The sequence below is a fragment of the Enterobacter cloacae complex sp. ECL72 genome, assembly GCF_019056635.1.
GTDB lineage: Bacteria > Pseudomonadota > Gammaproteobacteria > Enterobacterales > Enterobacteriaceae > Enterobacter > Enterobacter hormaechei_C.
Map to the genome: position 1 here is coordinate 4759476 of NZ_CP077659.1, position 17571 is coordinate 4777046.

General features: G+C 56.8%; 13 protein-coding genes and 1 pseudogene. 12 read left to right on the top strand and 2 right to left on the bottom strand.

Translation table 11 applies throughout. From position 1 onward, the window contains the following. From mutL to rlmB, 11 genes and pseudogenes are all read left to right on the top strand, one after another. Positions 1-1845, top strand: coding sequence for a DNA mismatch repair endonuclease MutL (gene mutL / locus KTH07_RS22980; protein WP_022650252.1), 1845 nt, complete (start codon positions 1-3; stop codon positions 1843-1845). Continuing rightward, positions 1838-2788 carry a tRNA (adenosine(37)-N6)-dimethylallyltransferase MiaA gene (gene miaA, locus KTH07_RS22985; RefSeq protein ID WP_023302956.1) on the top strand — a complete coding sequence of 317 codons (951 nt, stop codon included), beginning with the start codon at positions 1838-1840 and terminating at the stop codon, positions 2786-2788. The genes mutL and miaA overlap by 8 nt, the downstream gene beginning before the upstream one ends. Before the next feature lie 85 nt (positions 2789-2873). Then, entirely contained in the window at positions 2874-3185 is a 312-nt protein-coding gene (hfq, locus tag KTH07_RS22990; RefSeq protein ID WP_003855990.1) for an RNA chaperone Hfq, read from the top strand. A gap of 74 nt (positions 3186-3259) precedes the next feature. Continuing rightward, positions 3260-4540, top strand: coding sequence for a ribosome rescue GTPase HflX (gene hflX, locus KTH07_RS22995; protein WP_003855991.1), 1281 nt, complete (start codon positions 3260-3262; stop codon positions 4538-4540). A gap of 56 nt (positions 4541-4596) precedes the next feature. Beyond that, positions 4597-5856 carry an FtsH protease activity modulator HflK gene (gene hflK / locus KTH07_RS23000; protein ID WP_003855992.1) on the top strand — a complete coding sequence of 420 codons (1260 nt, stop codon included), beginning with the start codon at positions 4597-4599 and terminating at the stop codon, positions 5854-5856. 2 nt (positions 5857-5858) lie between these two features. Then, the gene (hflC, locus tag KTH07_RS23005; RefSeq protein WP_003855994.1) at positions 5859-6863 is read left to right on the top strand and encodes a protease modulator HflC; all 1005 of its coding nucleotides are present in this window, start codon (positions 5859-5861) and stop codon (positions 6861-6863) included. Positions 6864-6934: 71 nt separating this feature from the next. After that, positions 6935-7131: pseudogene (locus KTH07_RS23010) on the top strand (DUF2065 domain-containing protein). 103 nt (positions 7132-7234) lie between these two features. After that, a complete protein-coding gene (locus KTH07_RS23015) occupies positions 7235-8533 on the top strand; it encodes an adenylosuccinate synthase (RefSeq protein WP_003855997.1) in 1299 nt (432 codons plus the stop codon). Between the two features lie 192 nt (positions 8534-8725). Continuing rightward, on the top strand, positions 8726-9151 hold the full coding sequence (nsrR, locus tag KTH07_RS23020) for a nitric oxide-sensing transcriptional repressor NsrR (protein WP_003855998.1): 426 nt from the start codon (positions 8726-8728) through the stop codon (positions 9149-9151). A 38-nt stretch (positions 9152-9189) separates the two neighbouring features. Continuing rightward, positions 9190-11631, top strand: a complete 2442-nt coding sequence (rnr, locus tag KTH07_RS23025; RefSeq protein WP_023295804.1) for a ribonuclease R — start codon at positions 9190-9192, stop codon at positions 11629-11631. A gap of 63 nt (positions 11632-11694) precedes the next feature. Further along, positions 11695-12426 (top strand): 23S rRNA (guanosine(2251)-2'-O)-methyltransferase RlmB, encoded by a 732-nt coding sequence (gene rlmB, locus KTH07_RS23030; RefSeq protein ID WP_015572470.1) that lies wholly within the window; start codon positions 11695-11697, stop codon positions 12424-12426. Between the two features lie 91 nt (positions 12427-12517). On the opposite strand, the gene KTH07_RS23035 is transcribed toward rlmB, so the two are convergent. Next, entirely contained in the window at positions 12518-13792 is a 1275-nt protein-coding gene (locus KTH07_RS23035; protein ID WP_015572471.1) for an MFS transporter, read from the bottom strand. Positions 13793-13987: 195 nt separating this feature from the next. Between KTH07_RS23035 and KTH07_RS23040 the strand changes: the two genes are divergently transcribed. Continuing rightward, complete coding sequence (locus KTH07_RS23040; protein ID WP_023302958.1) at positions 13988-15610, top strand: isovaleryl-CoA dehydrogenase; 1623 nt, start codon at positions 13988-13990, stop codon at positions 15608-15610. On the opposite strand, the gene KTH07_RS23045 is transcribed toward KTH07_RS23040, so the two are convergent. After that, positions 15607-17538: a methyl-accepting chemotaxis protein gene (locus tag KTH07_RS23045; protein WP_023302959.1), complete on the bottom strand. Its 1932-nt coding sequence runs from the start codon at positions 17536-17538 to the stop codon at positions 15607-15609. The genes KTH07_RS23040 and KTH07_RS23045 overlap by 4 nt on opposite strands. Positions 17539-17571: the final 33 nt, after the last annotated feature.

Sequence of the window (17571 nt, forward strand, 5' to 3'; positions counted from 1 at the left end):
ATGCCGATTCAGGTTCTACCGCCGCAGCTCGCGAACCAAATCGCCGCCGGTGAGGTGGTGGAACGCCCTGCGTCGGTGGTGAAGGAACTGGTGGAAAACAGCCTCGATGCAGGGGCGACCCGCATTGATATTGATATCGAACGCGGGGGCGCAAAGCTTATCCGCATTCGTGATAACGGCTGTGGCATCAAAAAGGACGAGCTGGCGCTGGCGCTGGCGCGTCATGCCACCAGTAAAATTGCCTCACTTGACGATCTGGAAGCGATTATCAGCCTGGGTTTTCGCGGCGAAGCGCTGGCCAGTATCAGCTCCGTTTCCCGCTTAACGTTGACCTCCCGCACGGCCGACCAGCAGGAAGCCTGGCAGGCCTACGCCGAAGGGCGTGATATGGACGTCACGGTTAAACCTGCGGCGCACCCGGTAGGCACCACGCTTGAAGTGCTGGATCTCTTCTATAACACGCCCGCCCGGCGCAAGTTTATGCGAACCGAGAAGACCGAATTCGGACATATCGACGAGATCATCCGCCGCATCGCGCTGGCGCGCTTTGATGTCACCCTCAACCTCAGCCATAACGGTAAGGTGATGCGCCAGTACCGCGCAGTGGCGGAGGGTGGACAAAAGGAGCGTCGGTTGGGCGCCATCTGCGGCACACCGTTTCTGGAAAAAGCGCTGGCCATTGAGTGGCAGCATGGCGATCTGGCCCTGCGCGGCTGGGTTGCCGATCCGAACGCCAGCAGCGCCGCGTTCGCAGAAATTCAGTATTGCTACGTCAACGGCCGCATGATGCGCGACCGCCTGATTAACCACGCTATTCGACAGGCCTGCGAAGATAAGCTCGGCGCCGATCAACAGCCCGCCTTTGTGCTTTATCTGGAGATCGACCCGCACCAGGTTGACGTTAACGTGCACCCTGCCAAGCACGAGGTGCGTTTCCACCAGTCGCGCCTGGTGCATGATTTCATCTACCAGGGCGTTGCCGCTGTATTGCAGCAGCAGGCAGAGCCAGAGTTGCCGCTGGCAAAAGAAGAGCCCGCGCCGCGCCCACTGCCGGAAAACCGCGTGGCGGCCGGGCGTAACCATTTTGCCGAACCGGCGGTCGCGCGCGAGCCGGCTGCTCCACGTTTATCCCCGGCGGGCAACGCGCCGCGACCAACCGGCGCCAACTATCCCAACGCTCAGCCGGGCTATCACAAACAGCAGGGGGCGCTGTACCGCAAACTGCTGGATACGCCGGCGGTGGAGCATAAAGAGCACATCACGGTTTCAACCCCTTCTCTGGATGGGCATAGCCAGAGTTTTGGTCGGGTATTGACCATTATTGCCCCCGACATGGCATTGCTTGAACGCGAAGGTAAACTCCTGTTGCTGGCGCTTTCCGTGGCGGAGCGCTGGCTCAAACAGGCGCAGTTAACTCCGGGGGTGAATGCCGCCTGCGCGCAGCCGCTGTTGATCCCCGTTCGCCTGAAAATATCCCCTGAAGAAACAGGGGTTTTGCGGCGCGTGCAGACGCAACTGGCCGAAATGGGGATTGAAATCGTACTGGACGCGCAGCATGTGACAATTCGCGCAGTGCCTTTACCCTTACGCCAACAAAATTTACAAAACTTGATTCCTGAACTGATAGGCTACCTGGCGCAGCAAACGACGTTTGATGCCGCCGATACCGCGCAGTGGATCGCCCGCCATCTGGCCAGCGAGCATGCACCGTGGAGTATGGCGCAGGCGATTACCGTTCTGGCGGAGGTGGAGCGCCTCTGTCCACAGCTGGTGAAAGCGCCTCCAGGTGGTTTGTTACAACCTGTTGATTTACAAACGGCGATGACCGCCCTGAAACATGACTGAAGTAAGTAAGGCGAGCCTGCCAAAGGCGATTTTTTTAATGGGGCCAACGGCCTCCGGCAAAACGGCGTTAGCCATTGAGTTACGTAAAGTTTTGCCAGTAGAGTTGATTAGCGTTGATTCAGCCCTCATTTACCGAGGGATGGACATCGGCACGGCGAAGCCCAACGCAGACGAACTGCGTGCGGCACCGCACCGTTTACTGGATATTCTCGACCCGGCACAGGCTTACTCCGCGGCAGATTTTCGCCGCGACGCCTTAGCCGAGATGGCCGAGATTACCGCCGCGGGACGCATACCGCTGTTAGTTGGCGGCACGATGCTCTACTTTAAGGCGCTGCTGGAGGGGTTATCGCCTCTGCCATCGGCCGATCCGGAAGTGAGAGCGAAGATTGAGCGGCAGGCGGCAGAGCAGGGGTGGGACGCTTTGCACAGGCAACTGGAAGAGATTGACCCGGTTGCCGCAGCGCGGATCCACCCAAACGATCCGCAAAGGCTTTCCCGGGCACTGGAAGTTTTTTTCATTTCGGGTAAAACTTTAACGGAACTGACGCAAACGTCAGGAGACGCTCTGCCGTATCAGGTGCATCAGTTCGCCATCGCCCCGGCGAGCCGTGAACTGCTCCATCAACGAATTGAGCAGCGTTTTCATCAGATGTTGGCTTCAGATTTTGAAGCAGAAGTGCGGGCGCTTTTTGCCCGTGGAGATTTGCATACGGACATGCCTTCCATTCGTTGTGTGGGATACCGCCAGATGTGGTCGTATCTTGAAGGTGAGATTTCATACGATGAAATGGTTTATCGAGGTGTTTGCGCCACGAGACAGTTAGCGAAGCGCCAGATCACCTGGTTACGCGGTTGGGAGGGTGTTCACTGGTTAGACAGTGAAAAACCACAACAGGCGTTAAACGAAGTGATTGAGGTTATTGGTGATATCGCTGACTGAATGTGTACAATTAAGCCGTATCGTGCGCAATTTTTCAGAATCGCAAGGTTCTAAGTACAAAACAAGCATATAAGGAAAAGATAGAATGGCTAAGGGGCAATCTTTACAAGATCCGTTCCTGAACGCATTGCGTCGGGAGCGTGTTCCAGTTTCTATTTATTTGGTGAATGGTATTAAGCTGCAAGGTCAGATTGAGTCTTTCGATCAGTTCGTGATCCTGTTGAAAAACACGGTCAGCCAGATGGTCTATAAGCACGCGATTTCTACTGTTGTTCCGTCCCGTCCGGTATCTCATCACAGCAATAACGCTGGCGGCGGCACTGGCAGTAACTACCATCACGGCAGCAACGCGCAGGGTTCTTCAACACCAGCGCAGGACAGCGAAGAAACCGAATAAGGTTTTGGGCTGTTATCCACACGGGGAGCCAGGGATCCTGCGTTCCCCGCTGATCTTTTTAGAGAGGTTTACGCTTGTTTGACCGTTATGACGCCGGTGAGCAGGCGGTGCTGGTACACATCTATTTTTCGCAAGACAAAGATATGGAAGACCTCCAGGAGTTTGAATCTCTGGTCTCTTCCGCCGGTGTCGAAGCAATGCAGGTGATTACCGGTAGCCGTAAAGCGCCGCACCCGAAGTACTTTGTTGGTGAAGGTAAAGCAGTTGAAATTGCGGATGCCGTAAAAGCAACCGGCGCATCCGTTGTGCTGTTTGATCATGCGCTGTCTCCGGCTCAGGAACGTAACCTGGAAGCTCTCTGCGAATGCCGTGTAATCGATCGCACGGGGTTGATCTTAGATATTTTTGCTCAGCGTGCGCGTACCCACGAGGGTAAGTTGCAGGTTGAGCTGGCGCAGTTGCGCCATCTGGCGACGCGTCTGGTGCGTGGCTGGACACACCTTGAAAGACAAAAAGGCGGGATTGGTTTGCGCGGCCCGGGTGAAACCCAGCTCGAAACCGACCGCCGTTTGCTGCGTGGGCGTATAACCCAGATCCTTTCACGTCTGGAACGTGTAGAGAAACAGCGCGAACAGGGGCGTCGGGCGCGAACGAAAGCCGATATCCCAACGGTGTCGCTGGTGGGTTATACCAACGCCGGTAAATCCACCCTGTTTAACCAGATAACCGAGGCCCAGGTGTATGCCGCAGACCAGCTGTTTGCGACCCTGGACCCAACCCTGCGCCGTATTGACGTCGCAGACGTGGGTGAAACGGTGCTGGCGGATACCGTAGGGTTTATCCGCCATCTGCCGCACGATCTGGTCGCGGCGTTTAAAGCGACGTTGCAGGAGACGCGTCAGGCGACCCTGCTGCTGCATGTGATTGATGCGGCTGACGTACGCGTGCAGGAGAACATCGACGCGGTGAACGTGGTGCTCGAAGAGATCGACGCCCACGAAATTCCCACCCTGTTGGTGATGAACAAGATCGATATGCTGGACGATTTCGAACCGCGTATCGACCGAGACGAAGAGAACAAACCGATTCGGGTCTGGCTGTCTGCTCAGGCCGGGATTGGTGTGCCACTGCTTTTCCAGGCTTTGACAGAACGTCTTTCCGGTGAGGTAGCTCAGCACACGCTGCGACTGCCGCCACAGGAAGGCAGGCTGCGCAGCCGGTTTTATCAGCTTCAGGCGATAGAAAAAGAGTGGATGGAGGATGACGGCAGCGTGGGGATGCAGGTGCGTATGCCGATCGTTGACTGGCGTCGCCTCTGTAAACAAGAACCTGCGCTGGCGGACTATATCGTCTGATCAGAAAGGGGAAGCCTGAAAAATTCGCCCTTGCATAACAAATATGGAGCATATACATGGCGTGGAATCAGCCCGGTAATAACGGACAAGACCGCGACCCGTGGGGAAGCAGCAATAATCAAGGCGGCAACTCTGGGGGAAATGGCAACAAAGGTGGTCGCGAGCAGGGGCCGCCGGATCTGGATGATATCTTCCGCAAACTGAGCAAAAAGCTTGGTGGCCTTGGCGGAGGAAAAGGTTCTGGCTCGGGTGGCAATTCCACTCAGAGTCCGCGCCCGCCAATGGGTGGCCGCGTGGTGGGCATTGTCGCCGCTGCGGTGGTAATCATCTGGGCAGCCAGCGGGTTCTACACCATTAAAGAAGCAGAACGCGGCGTGGTCACCCGTTTCGGTAAGTTCAGCCATCTGGTTGAACCGGGCCTGAACTGGAAGCCGACCTTCATTGATGACGTGACCGCGGTTAACGTGGAGTCCGTCCGTGAACTGGCCGCCTCTGGCGTGATGTTGACCTCTGACGAGAACGTGGTGCGCGTTGAGATGAACGTACAGTACCGCGTGACCGATCCGGAACGTTATCTGTTTAGCGTGACCAGCGCCGATGACAGCCTGCGTCAGGCGACCGACAGCGCCCTGCGTGGCGTGATCGGTAAATACACCATGGACCGTATTCTGACCGAAGGTCGTACCGTTATTCGTAGCGATACCCAGCGTGAGCTGGAAGAGACCATCCGTCCGTACAACATGGGTATCACCCTGCTGGACGTCAACTTCCAGGCTGCACGTCCGCCGGAAGAGGTGAAAGCCGCGTTTGACGATGCGATTGCCGCGCGTGAAAACGAACAGCAGTACATCCGTGAAGCGGAAGCGTACACCAACGAAGTTCAGCCGCGTGCAAACGGTCAGGCGCAGCGTATTCTGGAAGAAGCGCGTGCGTATAAGACCCAGACCATCCTGGAAGCACAGGGTGAAGTGGCTCGCTTCGCGAAGATCCTGCCGGAATATAAAGCCGCGCCGGAAATTACCCGTGAGCGTCTCTATATCGAGACCATGGAAAAAGTGCTGAGCCATACGCGTAAAGTGCTGGTTAACGACAACAAAGGCGGAAACCTGATGGTCCTGCCGCTGGATCAGATGCTGAAAGGCGGTTCTGCACCGGCAGCAAAAGACAACAGCGGTGCGAACAACCTGCTGCGTCTGCCACCGGCCTCGTCTGGCAGCGCCAGCGCGAACACAACGCCTTCTTCGAACGATGGTGACATTATGGACCAACGCCGTGCTAACGCGCAGCGTAACGACTACCAGCGTCAGGGGGAATAAGGATGCGTAAGTCAGTTATTGCGATCATCATCATCGTACTGGTCGTGCTCTACACCTCCATCTTTGTGGTGAAAGAGGGCGAACGTGGGATCAAGTTCCAGTTCAGCAGCGTCGTGCGTGACGGCGACAAGCGTCCGGTGATTTATGAGCCGGGTCTGCACTTTAAGATCCCGTTCATTCAGTCAGTGAAAACGCTCGATGCGCGTATCCAGACCATGGATAACCAGGCCGATCGTTTCGTGACCAAAGAGAAGAAAGACCTGATCGTTGATTCCTATATCAAATGGCGCATCAGCGATTTCAGCCGCTACTTCCTGGCAACCGGGGGTGGCGACGTTTCTCAGGCAGAAGTGCTGCTGAAACGTAAGTTCTCTGACCGTCTGCGTTCCGAAATTGGTCGTCTGGATGTGAAAGACATCGTGACCGACTCCCGTGGTCGTCTGACGCTGGAAGTGCGTGATGCGCTGAACTCCGGCTCTGCGGGCACCGAAGATGAAGTTGAAACCCCGGCGGCAGACGATGCGATTGCCAAAGCGGCTGAACGTGTTCAGGCTGAAACCAACGGTAAAGTGCCGGTGATCAACCCGAACAGTATGGCGGCACTGGGCATCGAAGTGGTTGACGTGCGCATCAAGCAGATCAACCTGCCAGCGGAAGTGTCCGAGGCGATCTACAACCGTATGCGCGCCGAGCGTGAAGCGGTAGCCCGTCGTCACCGTTCACAGGGTCAGGAAGAAGCGGAAAAACTGCGCGCGGCAGCGGACTATGAAGTCACCAAGACGCTGGCGGAATCTGAGCGCCAGGGTCGTATCCTGCGCGGTGAAGGTGATGCCGAAGCGGCGAAACTGTTTGCTGATGCATTCAGCCAGGATCCAGACTTCTATGCCTTCATCCGTAGCCTTCGCGCTTACGAGAATAGCTTCAAGAGCAACCAGGATGTGATGGTGCTCAGCCCGGACAGCGATTTCTTCCGTTATATGAAGACGCCGACCAACGCAACGCGATAAACTCAGGCTCGTTTGAGTATTCAAACCACCGCTCTTCACGGAGCGGTGGTTTTCTTTTATAAGGATGAAAAATGAACTCCACGATCTGGCTCGCACTGGCCCTTGTTTGGTGCTGGAAGGCCTCGGCCCGATGCTCTATCCGCGCGCATGGCGCCGGATGATCGCGACAATGAGCCAACTCCCGGACAATATTTTGCGTCGTTTTGGCGGTGGTCTTGTGGTTGCCGGTATCGTTATCTACTACATGTTGAGGAAAACGATTGGCTGATCAAAAACTAACCGCAATTGGCATATTTTAGGGTCAAAAAGTGCTGTATATCTGAAAAAGCGATGGTAGAATCCATTTTTAAGCAAACGGTGATTTTGAAAAAATGGGTAACAACGTCGTCGTACTGGGCACCCAATGGGGTGACGAAGGTAAAGGGAAGATTGTTGATCTTCTGACTGAACGGGCCAAATATGTTGTACGCTACCAGGGCGGTCACAACGCGGGCCATACTCTCGTAATCAACGGTGAAAAAACCGTCCTCCATCTTATTCCATCAGGCATTCTTCGCGAAAACGTCACCAGCATCATCGGTAACGGCGTTGTGCTGTCTCCCGCTGCGCTGATGAAAGAGATGAAAGGTCTGGAAGACCGTGGTATCCCTGTTCGTGAGCGTCTGCTGCTCTCCGAAGCCTGCCCGCTGATCCTGGATTATCATGTGGCGCTGGACGTGGCGCGTGAAAAAGCGCGTGGCGCGAAAGCGATCGGCACCACCGGTCGTGGTATCGGCCCCGCTTACGAAGATAAAGTGGCTCGTCGCGGTCTGCGCGTGGGTGACCTCTTCGACAAAGCGACCTTCGCTGAAAAACTGAAAGAAGTGATGGAATATCACAACTTCCAGCTGGTGAACTTCTACAAAGCCGAAGCCGTTGACTACCAGAAAGTGCTGGATGACGTCATGGCGATTGCTGATATTCTGACCGGTATGGTTGTTGATGTGTCCGATCTGCTGGACCAGGCGCGCAAGCGTGGCGATTTCGTCATGTTTGAAGGTGCGCAGGGTACGCTGCTGGACATCGACCACGGTACCTATCCGTACGTAACGTCCTCTAACACCACCGCGGGTGGCGTGGCAACCGGCTCCGGTCTGGGCCCGCGTTATGTGGATTACGTTCTGGGTATCATCAAAGCGTACTCCACTCGCGTGGGTGCGGGTCCGTTCCCGACCGAACTGTTTGATGAAACTGGCGAGTTCCTGTGCAAGCAGGGTAACGAGTTTGGCGCGACCACCGGTCGTCGTCGTCGTACCGGCTGGCTGGATGCGGTCGCAGTGCGTCGTGCAGTGCAGATCAACTCCCTGTCTGGCTTCTGCCTGACCAAGCTGGACGTACTGGACGGCCTGAAAGAAGTAAAAATCTGCGTAGGCTACCGTATGCCTGATGGCCGCGAGGTGACCACCACTCCGCTGGCTGCTGACGACTGGGAAGGCATTGAGCCAATCTACGAAACTATGCCGGGCTGGTCTGAGACCACATTTGGTGTGAAAGAGCGTAGTGGCCTGCCAAAAGCCGCGCTGGACTACATCAAGCGCATTGAAGAACTGACCGAAGTGCCGATCGATATTATTTCTACCGGCCCGGATCGTACTGAAACGATGATCCTGCGCGACCCGTTCGACGCATAATCTTCGTGACTGCTGGCCTGCGGGGAAACCCGTAGGCCGGATAAGCGCAGCGCCATCCGGCGACCGCTCCTGGATCTCCGCTTTTTCGCCCCGTCTGTCAAATAAATTAGCCGCTAACTATCTGGCTGGTTTATCATCATTAATGAATATCTCTGCGGTTTGACCGCGTTTTCCCTTTTTCCTGAGGTTGATGTGCAGTTAACAAGTTTCACCGATTACGGCTTACGCGCGCTGATTTACATGGCGTCGTTACCCGATGGGAAGATGACCAGCATCTCTGAAGTCACAGAGGTGTACGGTGTGTCCCGTAATCATATGGTCAAAATAATCAATCAACTTAGTCGTGCCGGATACGTTGCTGCCGTCCGCGGGAAGAATGGAGGGATCCGTCTCGGTAAACCGGCGCAGAGTATCCGTATTGGCGATGTGGTACGTGAACTGGAGCCGCTCTCTCTGGTGAACTGTAGCAGCGCGTTCTGCCACATTACGCCCGCTTGCCGCCTGAAACAGGCGCTTTCAAAGGCCGTGCAAAGTTTTCTCAAGGAACTGGATAACTACACGCTGGCCGATTTGGTTGAAGAGAATCAACCGCTTTATAAATTATTGCTGGTGGAATGAAGAAAATTTCCACCGGAGCTGACAACGGAGGAACCGACATGTCACAAGATCCTTTCCAGGAACGCGAAGCCGAAAAATACGCGAATCCTATCCCCAGCCGCGAGTTCATCATTGAACACTTAACAAAACGCGAAAAACCCGCCAATCGTGAAGAACTTGCCGTTGAACTGAACATTGAAGGTGAAGAGCAAATTGAAGCCCTTCGCCGCCGCCTGCGCGCCATGGAACGTGACGGGCAACTTGTCTTTACTCGTCGCCAGTGCTACGCGCTGCCAGAACGCCTCGACCTGCTGAAAGGCACCGTTATTGGTCATCGCGATGGCTTCGGCTTCCTGCGCGTGGAAGGCCGTAAAGACGACCTGTACCTCTCATCCGAACAGATGAAGATGTGTATTCACGGCGACCAGATCCTGGCGCAGCCGCTGGGTGCAGACCGTAAAGGCCGCCGCGAAGCGCGCGTGGTCCGCGTGCTGGTGCCGAAAACCAGCCAGATTGTGGGCCGTTACTTTACCGATGCGGGCGTAGGCTTTGTGGTGCCGGATGACAGCCGTCTGAGCTTCGACATTCTCATCCCGCCTGAAGAGGTGATGGGCGCACGCATGGGCTTTGTGGTGGTGGTGGAACTCACCCAGCGCCCAACCCGTCGCACCAAAGCGGTGGGTAAAATCGTCGAAGTGCTGGGCGATAACATGGGCACCGGCATGGCCGTCGATATGGCGCTGCGTACCCATGAAATTCCGTATGTCTGGCCGAAAGCGGTTGAAGATCAGATTGAAAACCTGCGTGAAGAAGTGCCGGAAGAGTCCAAAGCAGGCCGCGTGGATCTGCGCGATCTGCCGCTGGTCACCATTGATGGTGAAGACGCCCGTGACTTCGATGATGCCGTATATTGCGAGAAAAAACGCGGTGGCGGCTGGCGTCTGTGGGTGGCTATCGCGGATGTGAGCTATTACGTGCGTCCGCACACGCCGCTGGATAACGAAGCGCGCAGCCGCGGTACGTCGGTCTACTTCCCGTCGCAGGTTGTACCGATGCTGCCAGAAGTGCTCTCCAACGGCCTGTGTTCCCTCAACCCGCAGGTGGACCGCCTGTGTATGGTCTGCGAAATGACCATCTCCAGCAAGGGACGTCTGACGGGCTATAAGTTCTACGAAGCGGTGATGAGTTCTCATGCGCGCCTGACCTATACCAAGGTCTGGCATATGTTGCAGGGCGATCAGGATCTTCGCGAACAGTACGCGCCGCTGGTCAAACACATCGAAGAGCTGCACAACCTCTACAAAACGCTGGATCAGGCGCGCGAAGAGCGCGGTGGGATCTCGTTTGAGAGTGAAGAGGCGAAGTTTATCTTTAACGCTGAGCGTCGTATCGAGCGTATCGAACAGACTCAGCGTAACGATGCGCACAAGCTGATTGAAGAGTGTATGATCCTGGCGAACATCTCGGCGGCACGTTTCGTTGAGAAAGCCAAAGAGCCTGCGCTGTTCCGTATTCACGACAAGCCAACCACGGAGGCCGTAACCTCGTTCCGCTCCGTGCTGGCTGAACTCGGCCTGGAGCTGCCTGGCGGTAATAAGCCTGAGCCACGCGATTACGCCGAGCTGCTGGAATCCATCAGCGATCGTCCTGACGCGGAAATGCTGCAAACCATGCTGCTGCGCTCCATGAAGCAGGCGATTTACGATCCTGAAAACCGGGGCCACTTTGGTCTGGCGTTACAGTCGTACGCGCACTTTACCTCGCCGATCCGCCGTTATCCGGATCTGTCCCTGCACCGTGCGATCAAGTATCTGCTGGCGCACGAGCAGGGTCATAAAGGCAACACGACCGAAACCGGAGGGTATCACTACTCCATGGACGAGATGTTGCAACTGGGCCAGCATTGTTCCATGACCGAGCGTCGTGCGGATGAAGCGACGCGCGACGTGGCGGACTGGCTGAAGTGTGACTTTATGCTGGATCAGGTGGGTAACGTCTTTAAAGGCGTGATTGCCAGCGTCACCGGCTTTGGCTTCTTCGTGCGTCTGGATGAGCTGTTTATCGACGGTCTGGTGCACGTTTCCAGCCTCGATAACGATTACTACCGCTTCGACCAGGTCGGACAACGTCTGATCGGCGAATCCGGCGGCCAGACCTACCGTCTGGGCGATCGGGTGGAAGTGAAGGTTGAAGCCGTGAATATGGACGACCGTAAAATCGACTTCAGCCTCATCTCCAGCGAGCGTGCTCCGCGTAACGTCGGCAAAACCGAGCGTGAGAAAGCGAAAAAAGGCGGTAACGGTAAAGCGGGCGGTAAGCGACGTCAGGCAGGTAAAAGAGTAAACTTTGAGCCAGACAGTGCTTTCCGTGGCGAGAAGAAACAGAAGCCCAAGGCGGCGAAAAAAGACGCTCGTAAAGCGAAAAAACCGTCGACCAAGACCCAAAAAATAGCGGCCGCGACCAAAGCGAAGCGCGCGGCGAAGAAACAGCAGGCGGAGTAATTTCCCCTCACCCTGACCCTCTCCCCAACGGGAGAGGGAAAATATTTATTACGAGAACCATCAATGAGTGAAATGATTTACGGCATCCACGCGGTGCAGGCCCTGCTGGAGCGCGCGCCGGAGCGTTTTCAGGAAGTTTTTATTCTGAAAGGGCGTGAAGATAAACGTCTGATGCCGCTGATCCACGCGCTGGAAGCGCAGGGCGTAGTGATCCAGCTGGCGAACCGCCAGTATCTGGATGAAAAAAGCGAAGGTGCTGTACACCAGGGTATTATCGCGCGCGTGAAGCCAGGCCGTCAGTATCAGGAGAACGATCTGCCGGATCTGATCGCCGGGCTGGAGAACCCGTTCTTCCTGATCCTCGATGGCGTAACCGACCCACATAACCTGGGCGCGTGCCTGCGTAGCGCCGATGCAGCAGGCGTGCATGCGGTGATTGTGCCAAAAGATCGCTCCGCGCAGCTTAACGCTACCGCTAAAAAAGTCGCCTGCGGCGCGGCGGAAAACGTCCCGTTAATCCGCGTGACTAACCTGGCGCGCACCATGCGTCTGTTGCAGGAAGAAAATATCTGGATCGTAGGAACAGCCGGTGAAGCGGATCACACCCTGTACCAGAGCAAAATGACCGGCCGTATGGCGCTGGTGATGGGAGCGGAAGGCGAAGGTATGCGTCGTCTGACGCGCGAGCACTGCGATGAGCTGATCAGCATCCCAATGGCGGGCAGCGTATCGTCCCTGAACGTTTCCGTTGCGACGGGTATCTGCCTGTTTGAAGCGGTGCGTCAGCGCGGGTAGCCTGTTGTGCCGGGTGGCGGCTTCGCCTTACCCGGCCTACAAAAGCATGGTACCGTAGGCCCGGTAAGCGTAGCGCCACCGGGCAACAATCTCACTCCTCTAACGACCGTAAATGGTCATCCTTTCTCAGCGTCATCAGCGCGAAAATACTCACCACCGCCGTTGCCATCACGTAGTACGCCGGAATATCCAGATTGCCCGTCTCTTTAATCAGCCCGGTAATGATCAGCCCCGCACAGCCCGAGAAGATCGCATTCGACAGAGAATAGGCCAGCCCCAGCCCGGTATAACGCACGCGCGTCGGGAACATCTCAGACAGCATTGCCGGCCCCGGCCCTGCCAGCATCCCAACCAGACCCCCCGCAATCAGCACCACAATCGCTTTGACTGCCAGCGTACTGGATTCCGCCTGCAAAATTTTCAGCAGCGGCAGGGCGAGGATCAGCAGGAGCACGGTGGCGATAATCATCACCGTGCGCCGCCCGATCCTGTCGCTCAGCATGCCCGACGGAATGATCGTGAGCGCAAACCCAATGTTAGAAATCACCGCAATCAGTAACGCCTGGTTAAAACCGGTGTGCAGCGCAGATTGCAGATAGGTCGGCATAATCACCAGATAGGTATAACCCGCCGCAGACCAGACCATCACGCGGCCAATGCCCATCAGGATGGTTTTGAACGTGGCGGCGGTGCTGGCCTGAGTAACAACCGGTTTTTCCCGTTGCTGCACAAAGCTCGGCGTCTCTTCCATGCTCACCCGCAGCCATAGCGCGACCGCACCCATCGGCAGCGCCAGGAAGAACGGAATGCGCCAGCCCCAGTCGTGCAAGGCTTCAGGGGAGAGCAGGGCAGAGAGCAACGCGACAATGCCTGCGCCCGCTAACAGCCCGAGCGCCACGGTAAAGGACTGCCATGCCCCGTAAAGACCGCGCTTGCCGCGCGGGGCGAACTCCGTCATCAATGAGACCGCACCGCCATACTCACCGCCCGCGAACAGTCCTTGCAGAATACGCAGGAGCGTAACGATCAGCGGCGCGGCAATCCCGATACTGGCGTAGACCGGCACAATACCGATGGCAGCGGTGGCGAGCGTCATCAATACCAGCACTATAATCAGCGTCGGTTTGCGGCCAATCCTGTCGCCAATGCGGCCAAAGACCACCGCACCCAGCGGACGGAAGAAGAAAGCGATGGCGAACGAGGCCCAGGTGAGGATCAGGCTGGTGAGCTCCGCTTCCCCCTCAAGCTGGAAGAAGTTTCTGGCAATCACCGTTGCCAGAAAACCGTAGACCGCAAATTCATACCACTCGATGAAATTACCGATGGAGCCTGCAATTAATGCACGCTTGTGCGCATCCTGTTGCATAACGATCCTCACATAAACGGGGTAAGAATAAATTATTCAGCATTGGTGAAGTAATGAAATAGTTTATTCTTATGTTCTGTGAGCTATTTCACGAATGATATCAACACGATCGTCATCGTGTGACCCCCCTCCCATGCAGCGTGCATGCCCTCTGTCCATACTTACCTTTATTGCCAATGAAAGGAGGGAGACAGCATGCACTGGCAGACACATACCGTTTTTAATCAACCTGCACCGCTATCGAACAGCAACCTTTTTCTCTCTGATTGCGCCCTGCGCGATGCGGTAGCGCGCGAAGGGGCTGAGTGGGATGTGGATCTTCTTGCCAGCATCGGACAGCAGTTGGGTACGGCGGAGTCGCTGGAGCTGGGCAGGCTGGCGAACGTTAATCCGCCGGAACTGCTGCGTTATGACGCCACGGGAGCGAGGCTGGATGACGTCCGCTTTCATCCGGCATGGCATCTTCTGATGCAGGGGCTTTGCGCCAACCGGGTGCACAACCTGGCGTGGGAGGAGGAGGCGCGGAAAGGATCGTTCGTCGCCCGGGCCGCGCGTTTTGTGCTTCATGCACAGGTGGAGGCGGGAACGCTATGCCCGGTGACCATGACCTTCGCCGCCACGCCGCTGTTGCTACAGTCGCTGCCCAAACCGTTTCACGACTGGTTAACGCCGCTGATGAGCGATCGCTACGATCCCCATCTCGCACCGGGGGCGCAAAAGCGCGGCCTGCTGATCGGCATGGGGATGACGGAAAAGCAGGGCGGTTCGGACGTACTCAGTAATACCACCAAAGCAGAGAAATGCAGTGATGGCAGTTACCGGCTGGTGGGGCACAAATGGTTTTTCTCCGTGCCGCAGAGCGATGCGCATCTGGTGCTGGCGCAGGCGAAGGGCGGGCTTTCCTGCTTTTTTGTTCCGCGTTTTTTACCCGACGGGCAACGTAATGCCGTGCGCCTTGAGCGTCTGAAGGACAAGCTCGGTAACCGTTCAAATGCCAGCAGTGAGGCTGAGTTCCTTGATGCTTACGGCTGGCTGCTGGGCGAAGAGGGTGAAGGTGTCCGGCAAATTCTGAAGATGGGCGGGCTGACGCGCTTTGACTGTGCGCTTGGCAGCCACGGATTGATGCGCCGTGCGCTCTCGGTGGCGCTTTATCATGCCCATCAGCGGCAGACCTTCGGCAAAAATCTGATCGACCAGCCGTTAATGCGCGACGTGCTAAGCCGTATGGCGCTGGTGCTGGAGGGACACACGGCACTGCTGTTCCGACTCGCCCGGGCGTGGGACAACCGCACCGACCCGCAGGAGGTCGCATGGGCGCGGCTTTTCACTCCGGCGGCAAAATACAGCGTCTGCAAAGCGGGCATACCGTTTGTGGCAGAGGCAATGGAGGTGCTGGGCGGCGCAGGCTATTGCGAAGAGAGTGAACTTCCGCGGTTGTACCGTGAAATGCCCGTCAACAGCATCTGGGAAGGCTCTGGCAATATTATGTGCCTGGATGTACTGCGCGTGCTGGCGAAGCAGTCGGGTATTCTCGACCTGCTCGCCGATGATTTCGCGCAGGTCAAAGGCCAGGACAGGCATTTCGATCGCAGCTGGCGGCAGCTACAGCAGAAGCTGCGTAAACCGCAGGAAGCGCAGGGCAGGGAGATCGCGCGGCAGCTCTTTTTACTCGGGGCCGGAAGTCAGATGCTGCGGCACGCATCGCCGCCCGTGGCGCAGGCGTGGTGCCGCATGATGCTGGATACCCGAGGCGGCACGCTGATGAGCGAACAAGTGCAAACCGACCTGCTGCTGCGTGCCACGGGCCGGGTCGGTTAAGCTTTCAGCTGGAACAGGCTCACCAGCCGGGTGAGATGTGAACCCTTCTCGCGCAGCGTCTGTGCCGTCTGCTCGCTGCGTGAGATGCGATCGGCATTGATGTGCGATGCCTCACCGATGTGCGTCATCGCCAGATTCACCTGACCAATCCCCGCAGACTGCTCGCGGGAGGCGTGGTTGATCTCGGTGACAAGCTGGCTGATGTTATCGATATGAACAATGATGGCATCCATCGCCAGACGCGTCTGCTCAGACAGCGCATGGCCTTCGCTCACCTTGTTCAGCGTGTCGCCAATCAACTGTTCAATCTCTTTTACCGCATTGGCGCTGCGTGCGGCCAGGGCGCGCACCTCTTGCGCCACCACTGCGAAACCTTTCCCGTGCTCGCCCGCCCGCGCCGCTTCAACCGCCGCATTGAGCGCCAGGATATTGGTCTGGAAAGCGATGGACTCAATCACGCGGGTGATGTCTTCAATGCGTTTCGATGCATCACGAATATCATCCATGGTGGAGACTGCGTGGGTCACCGTCTCTCCACCCTGATGCACCGCGCGCGAGGTTTCACCCACCAGCTGCTGCGTTTGCTCCATGTTGGCGGCATTTTGCTGCACGGTGGCGGCTAATTGCTCCATGCTGGCGGAGGTCTCCTCAACGCTGCTGGCCTGCTTGTTGATCTGTTCAGAGATCTCGCCGGTATCTGAAGCCAGCGCGTTAGTCCCCAGATGGATTTCGCTTGCGGCCTCGCGGACCTGCAACACAATTTTTTGCAGGCCGCCCCCGATCCCGTTGATGGCATCAATCAGCTGGCCGACCTCATCCTGGCGGGTTACCGGCAGGCTGGCGCGCAGATCGCCTGCGGCATACTGCCGTGCAAGCGCGATCACTGCGCGCAGTGGGCGGGTTAGCATCCGGCGAATGAGGATAACGAACAGGCCCGCGAAGAGCGCGGATAGCACCACGCCCGCGATCAGGAAGCGATCGCGCAGCGTGGTGACGCTTGAAAGCAGTACGGCTTTATCCACTTCACCCACGATGGTCCAGTTCCAGCCCGGCAGCGGCGTGTAGGCAACTTTGAGCGTACGGCCATCTGCGCTCACGCGCTCCAGCGTGCCGGCTTTATCACTCAGAAGCTGCTGCTGTGTCGCCGTGTCCCAGTTGGGCAGTTTGCCCTCATCGCTGGCATGGAACAGATACTGTCCGCGCGTTTTGCCGCTGCTGCGATCCAGTACAAAGAAGTGGCCGCTCTCGCCCAGACGACGGTTAAGGATTTTCTCGCGCATGACGTTCCACGAATGGGTGATGTCCACGCCGACAAAGATAATCCCGATAACCTGGCCTTCCGCATTTTTAACAGGCTGGTACTGCGTGATATAGCGCTTGCCGAACAGCAGCGCGAGGCCACGATAGACCTCCCCTTTGGTGACAGCCGCAAATGCCGGGCTGGTGGTATCAAGAACGGTTCCGATGGCGCGGTCGCCATTCTCTTTGCGCAGCGACGTGGCCACGCGGATAAAATCGTTACCGCTGCGGACAAACAGCGTCGAGATGGCGCCCGTTCGGCTCAGGAAGTCATCAGAAAGCGTATTGTTTTCATGCAACTCCGTTTCGCCGCCTTTCAGCAGAGGAACGGTAAGCCCGTTTATGGTCCGGCTCTGGCTGCTGTCGCTGTTCAGCGGCTGTGGCAAAAAGGTGGTGAACAGACGGGTATAGCTTTCAACCTCTTCGCTCAGGCTGGTGTTGAACATCTCTACCATATCCACCATGCCGGTGGACTGGTTATGCAGGTCTTCAACCGCAAGATCTTCAAGCTGCTGGCTGGCGTTGTGGCTCAACAGAAAAGTGAACAGCAAAAAAAGCGTGGCGACACTTGCACCTGTTAGCAGCGATAGCTTCGTGCCCAGACCTGCCCGGCGGAAAAAGGTGATCATAAATTGCTCATTATTGAAAAGTGATGGCTGTTC

Coding starts and splice junctions, on each gene's coding strand:
- miaA (WP_023302956.1), top strand. CDS start 1,838: ATGACTGAAGTAAGTAAGGCGAGCCTGCCAAAGGCGATTTTTTTAATG.
- KTH07_RS23040 (WP_023302958.1), top strand. CDS start 13,988: ATGCACTGGCAGACACATACCGTTTTTAATCAACCTGCACCGCTATCG.
- rlmB (WP_015572470.1), top strand. CDS start 11,695: ATGAGTGAAATGATTTACGGCATCCACGCGGTGCAGGCCCTGCTGGAG.
- mutL (WP_022650252.1), top strand. CDS start 1: ATGCCGATTCAGGTTCTACCGCCGCAGCTCGCGAACCAAATCGCCGCC.
- hflC (WP_003855994.1), top strand. CDS start 5,859: ATGCGTAAGTCAGTTATTGCGATCATCATCATCGTACTGGTCGTGCTC.
- KTH07_RS23035 (WP_015572471.1), bottom strand. CDS start 13,792: ATGCAACAGGATGCGCACAAGCGTGCATTAATTGCAGGCTCCATCGGT.
- KTH07_RS23045 (WP_023302959.1), bottom strand. CDS start 17,538: ATGATCACCTTTTTCCGCCGGGCAGGTCTGGGCACGAAGCTATCGCTG.
- hflK (WP_003855992.1), top strand. CDS start 4,597: ATGGCGTGGAATCAGCCCGGTAATAACGGACAAGACCGCGACCCGTGG.
- KTH07_RS23015 (WP_003855997.1), top strand. CDS start 7,235: ATGGGTAACAACGTCGTCGTACTGGGCACCCAATGGGGTGACGAAGGT.
- rnr (WP_023295804.1), top strand. CDS start 9,190: ATGTCACAAGATCCTTTCCAGGAACGCGAAGCCGAAAAATACGCGAAT.
- hfq (WP_003855990.1), top strand. CDS start 2,874: ATGGCTAAGGGGCAATCTTTACAAGATCCGTTCCTGAACGCATTGCGT.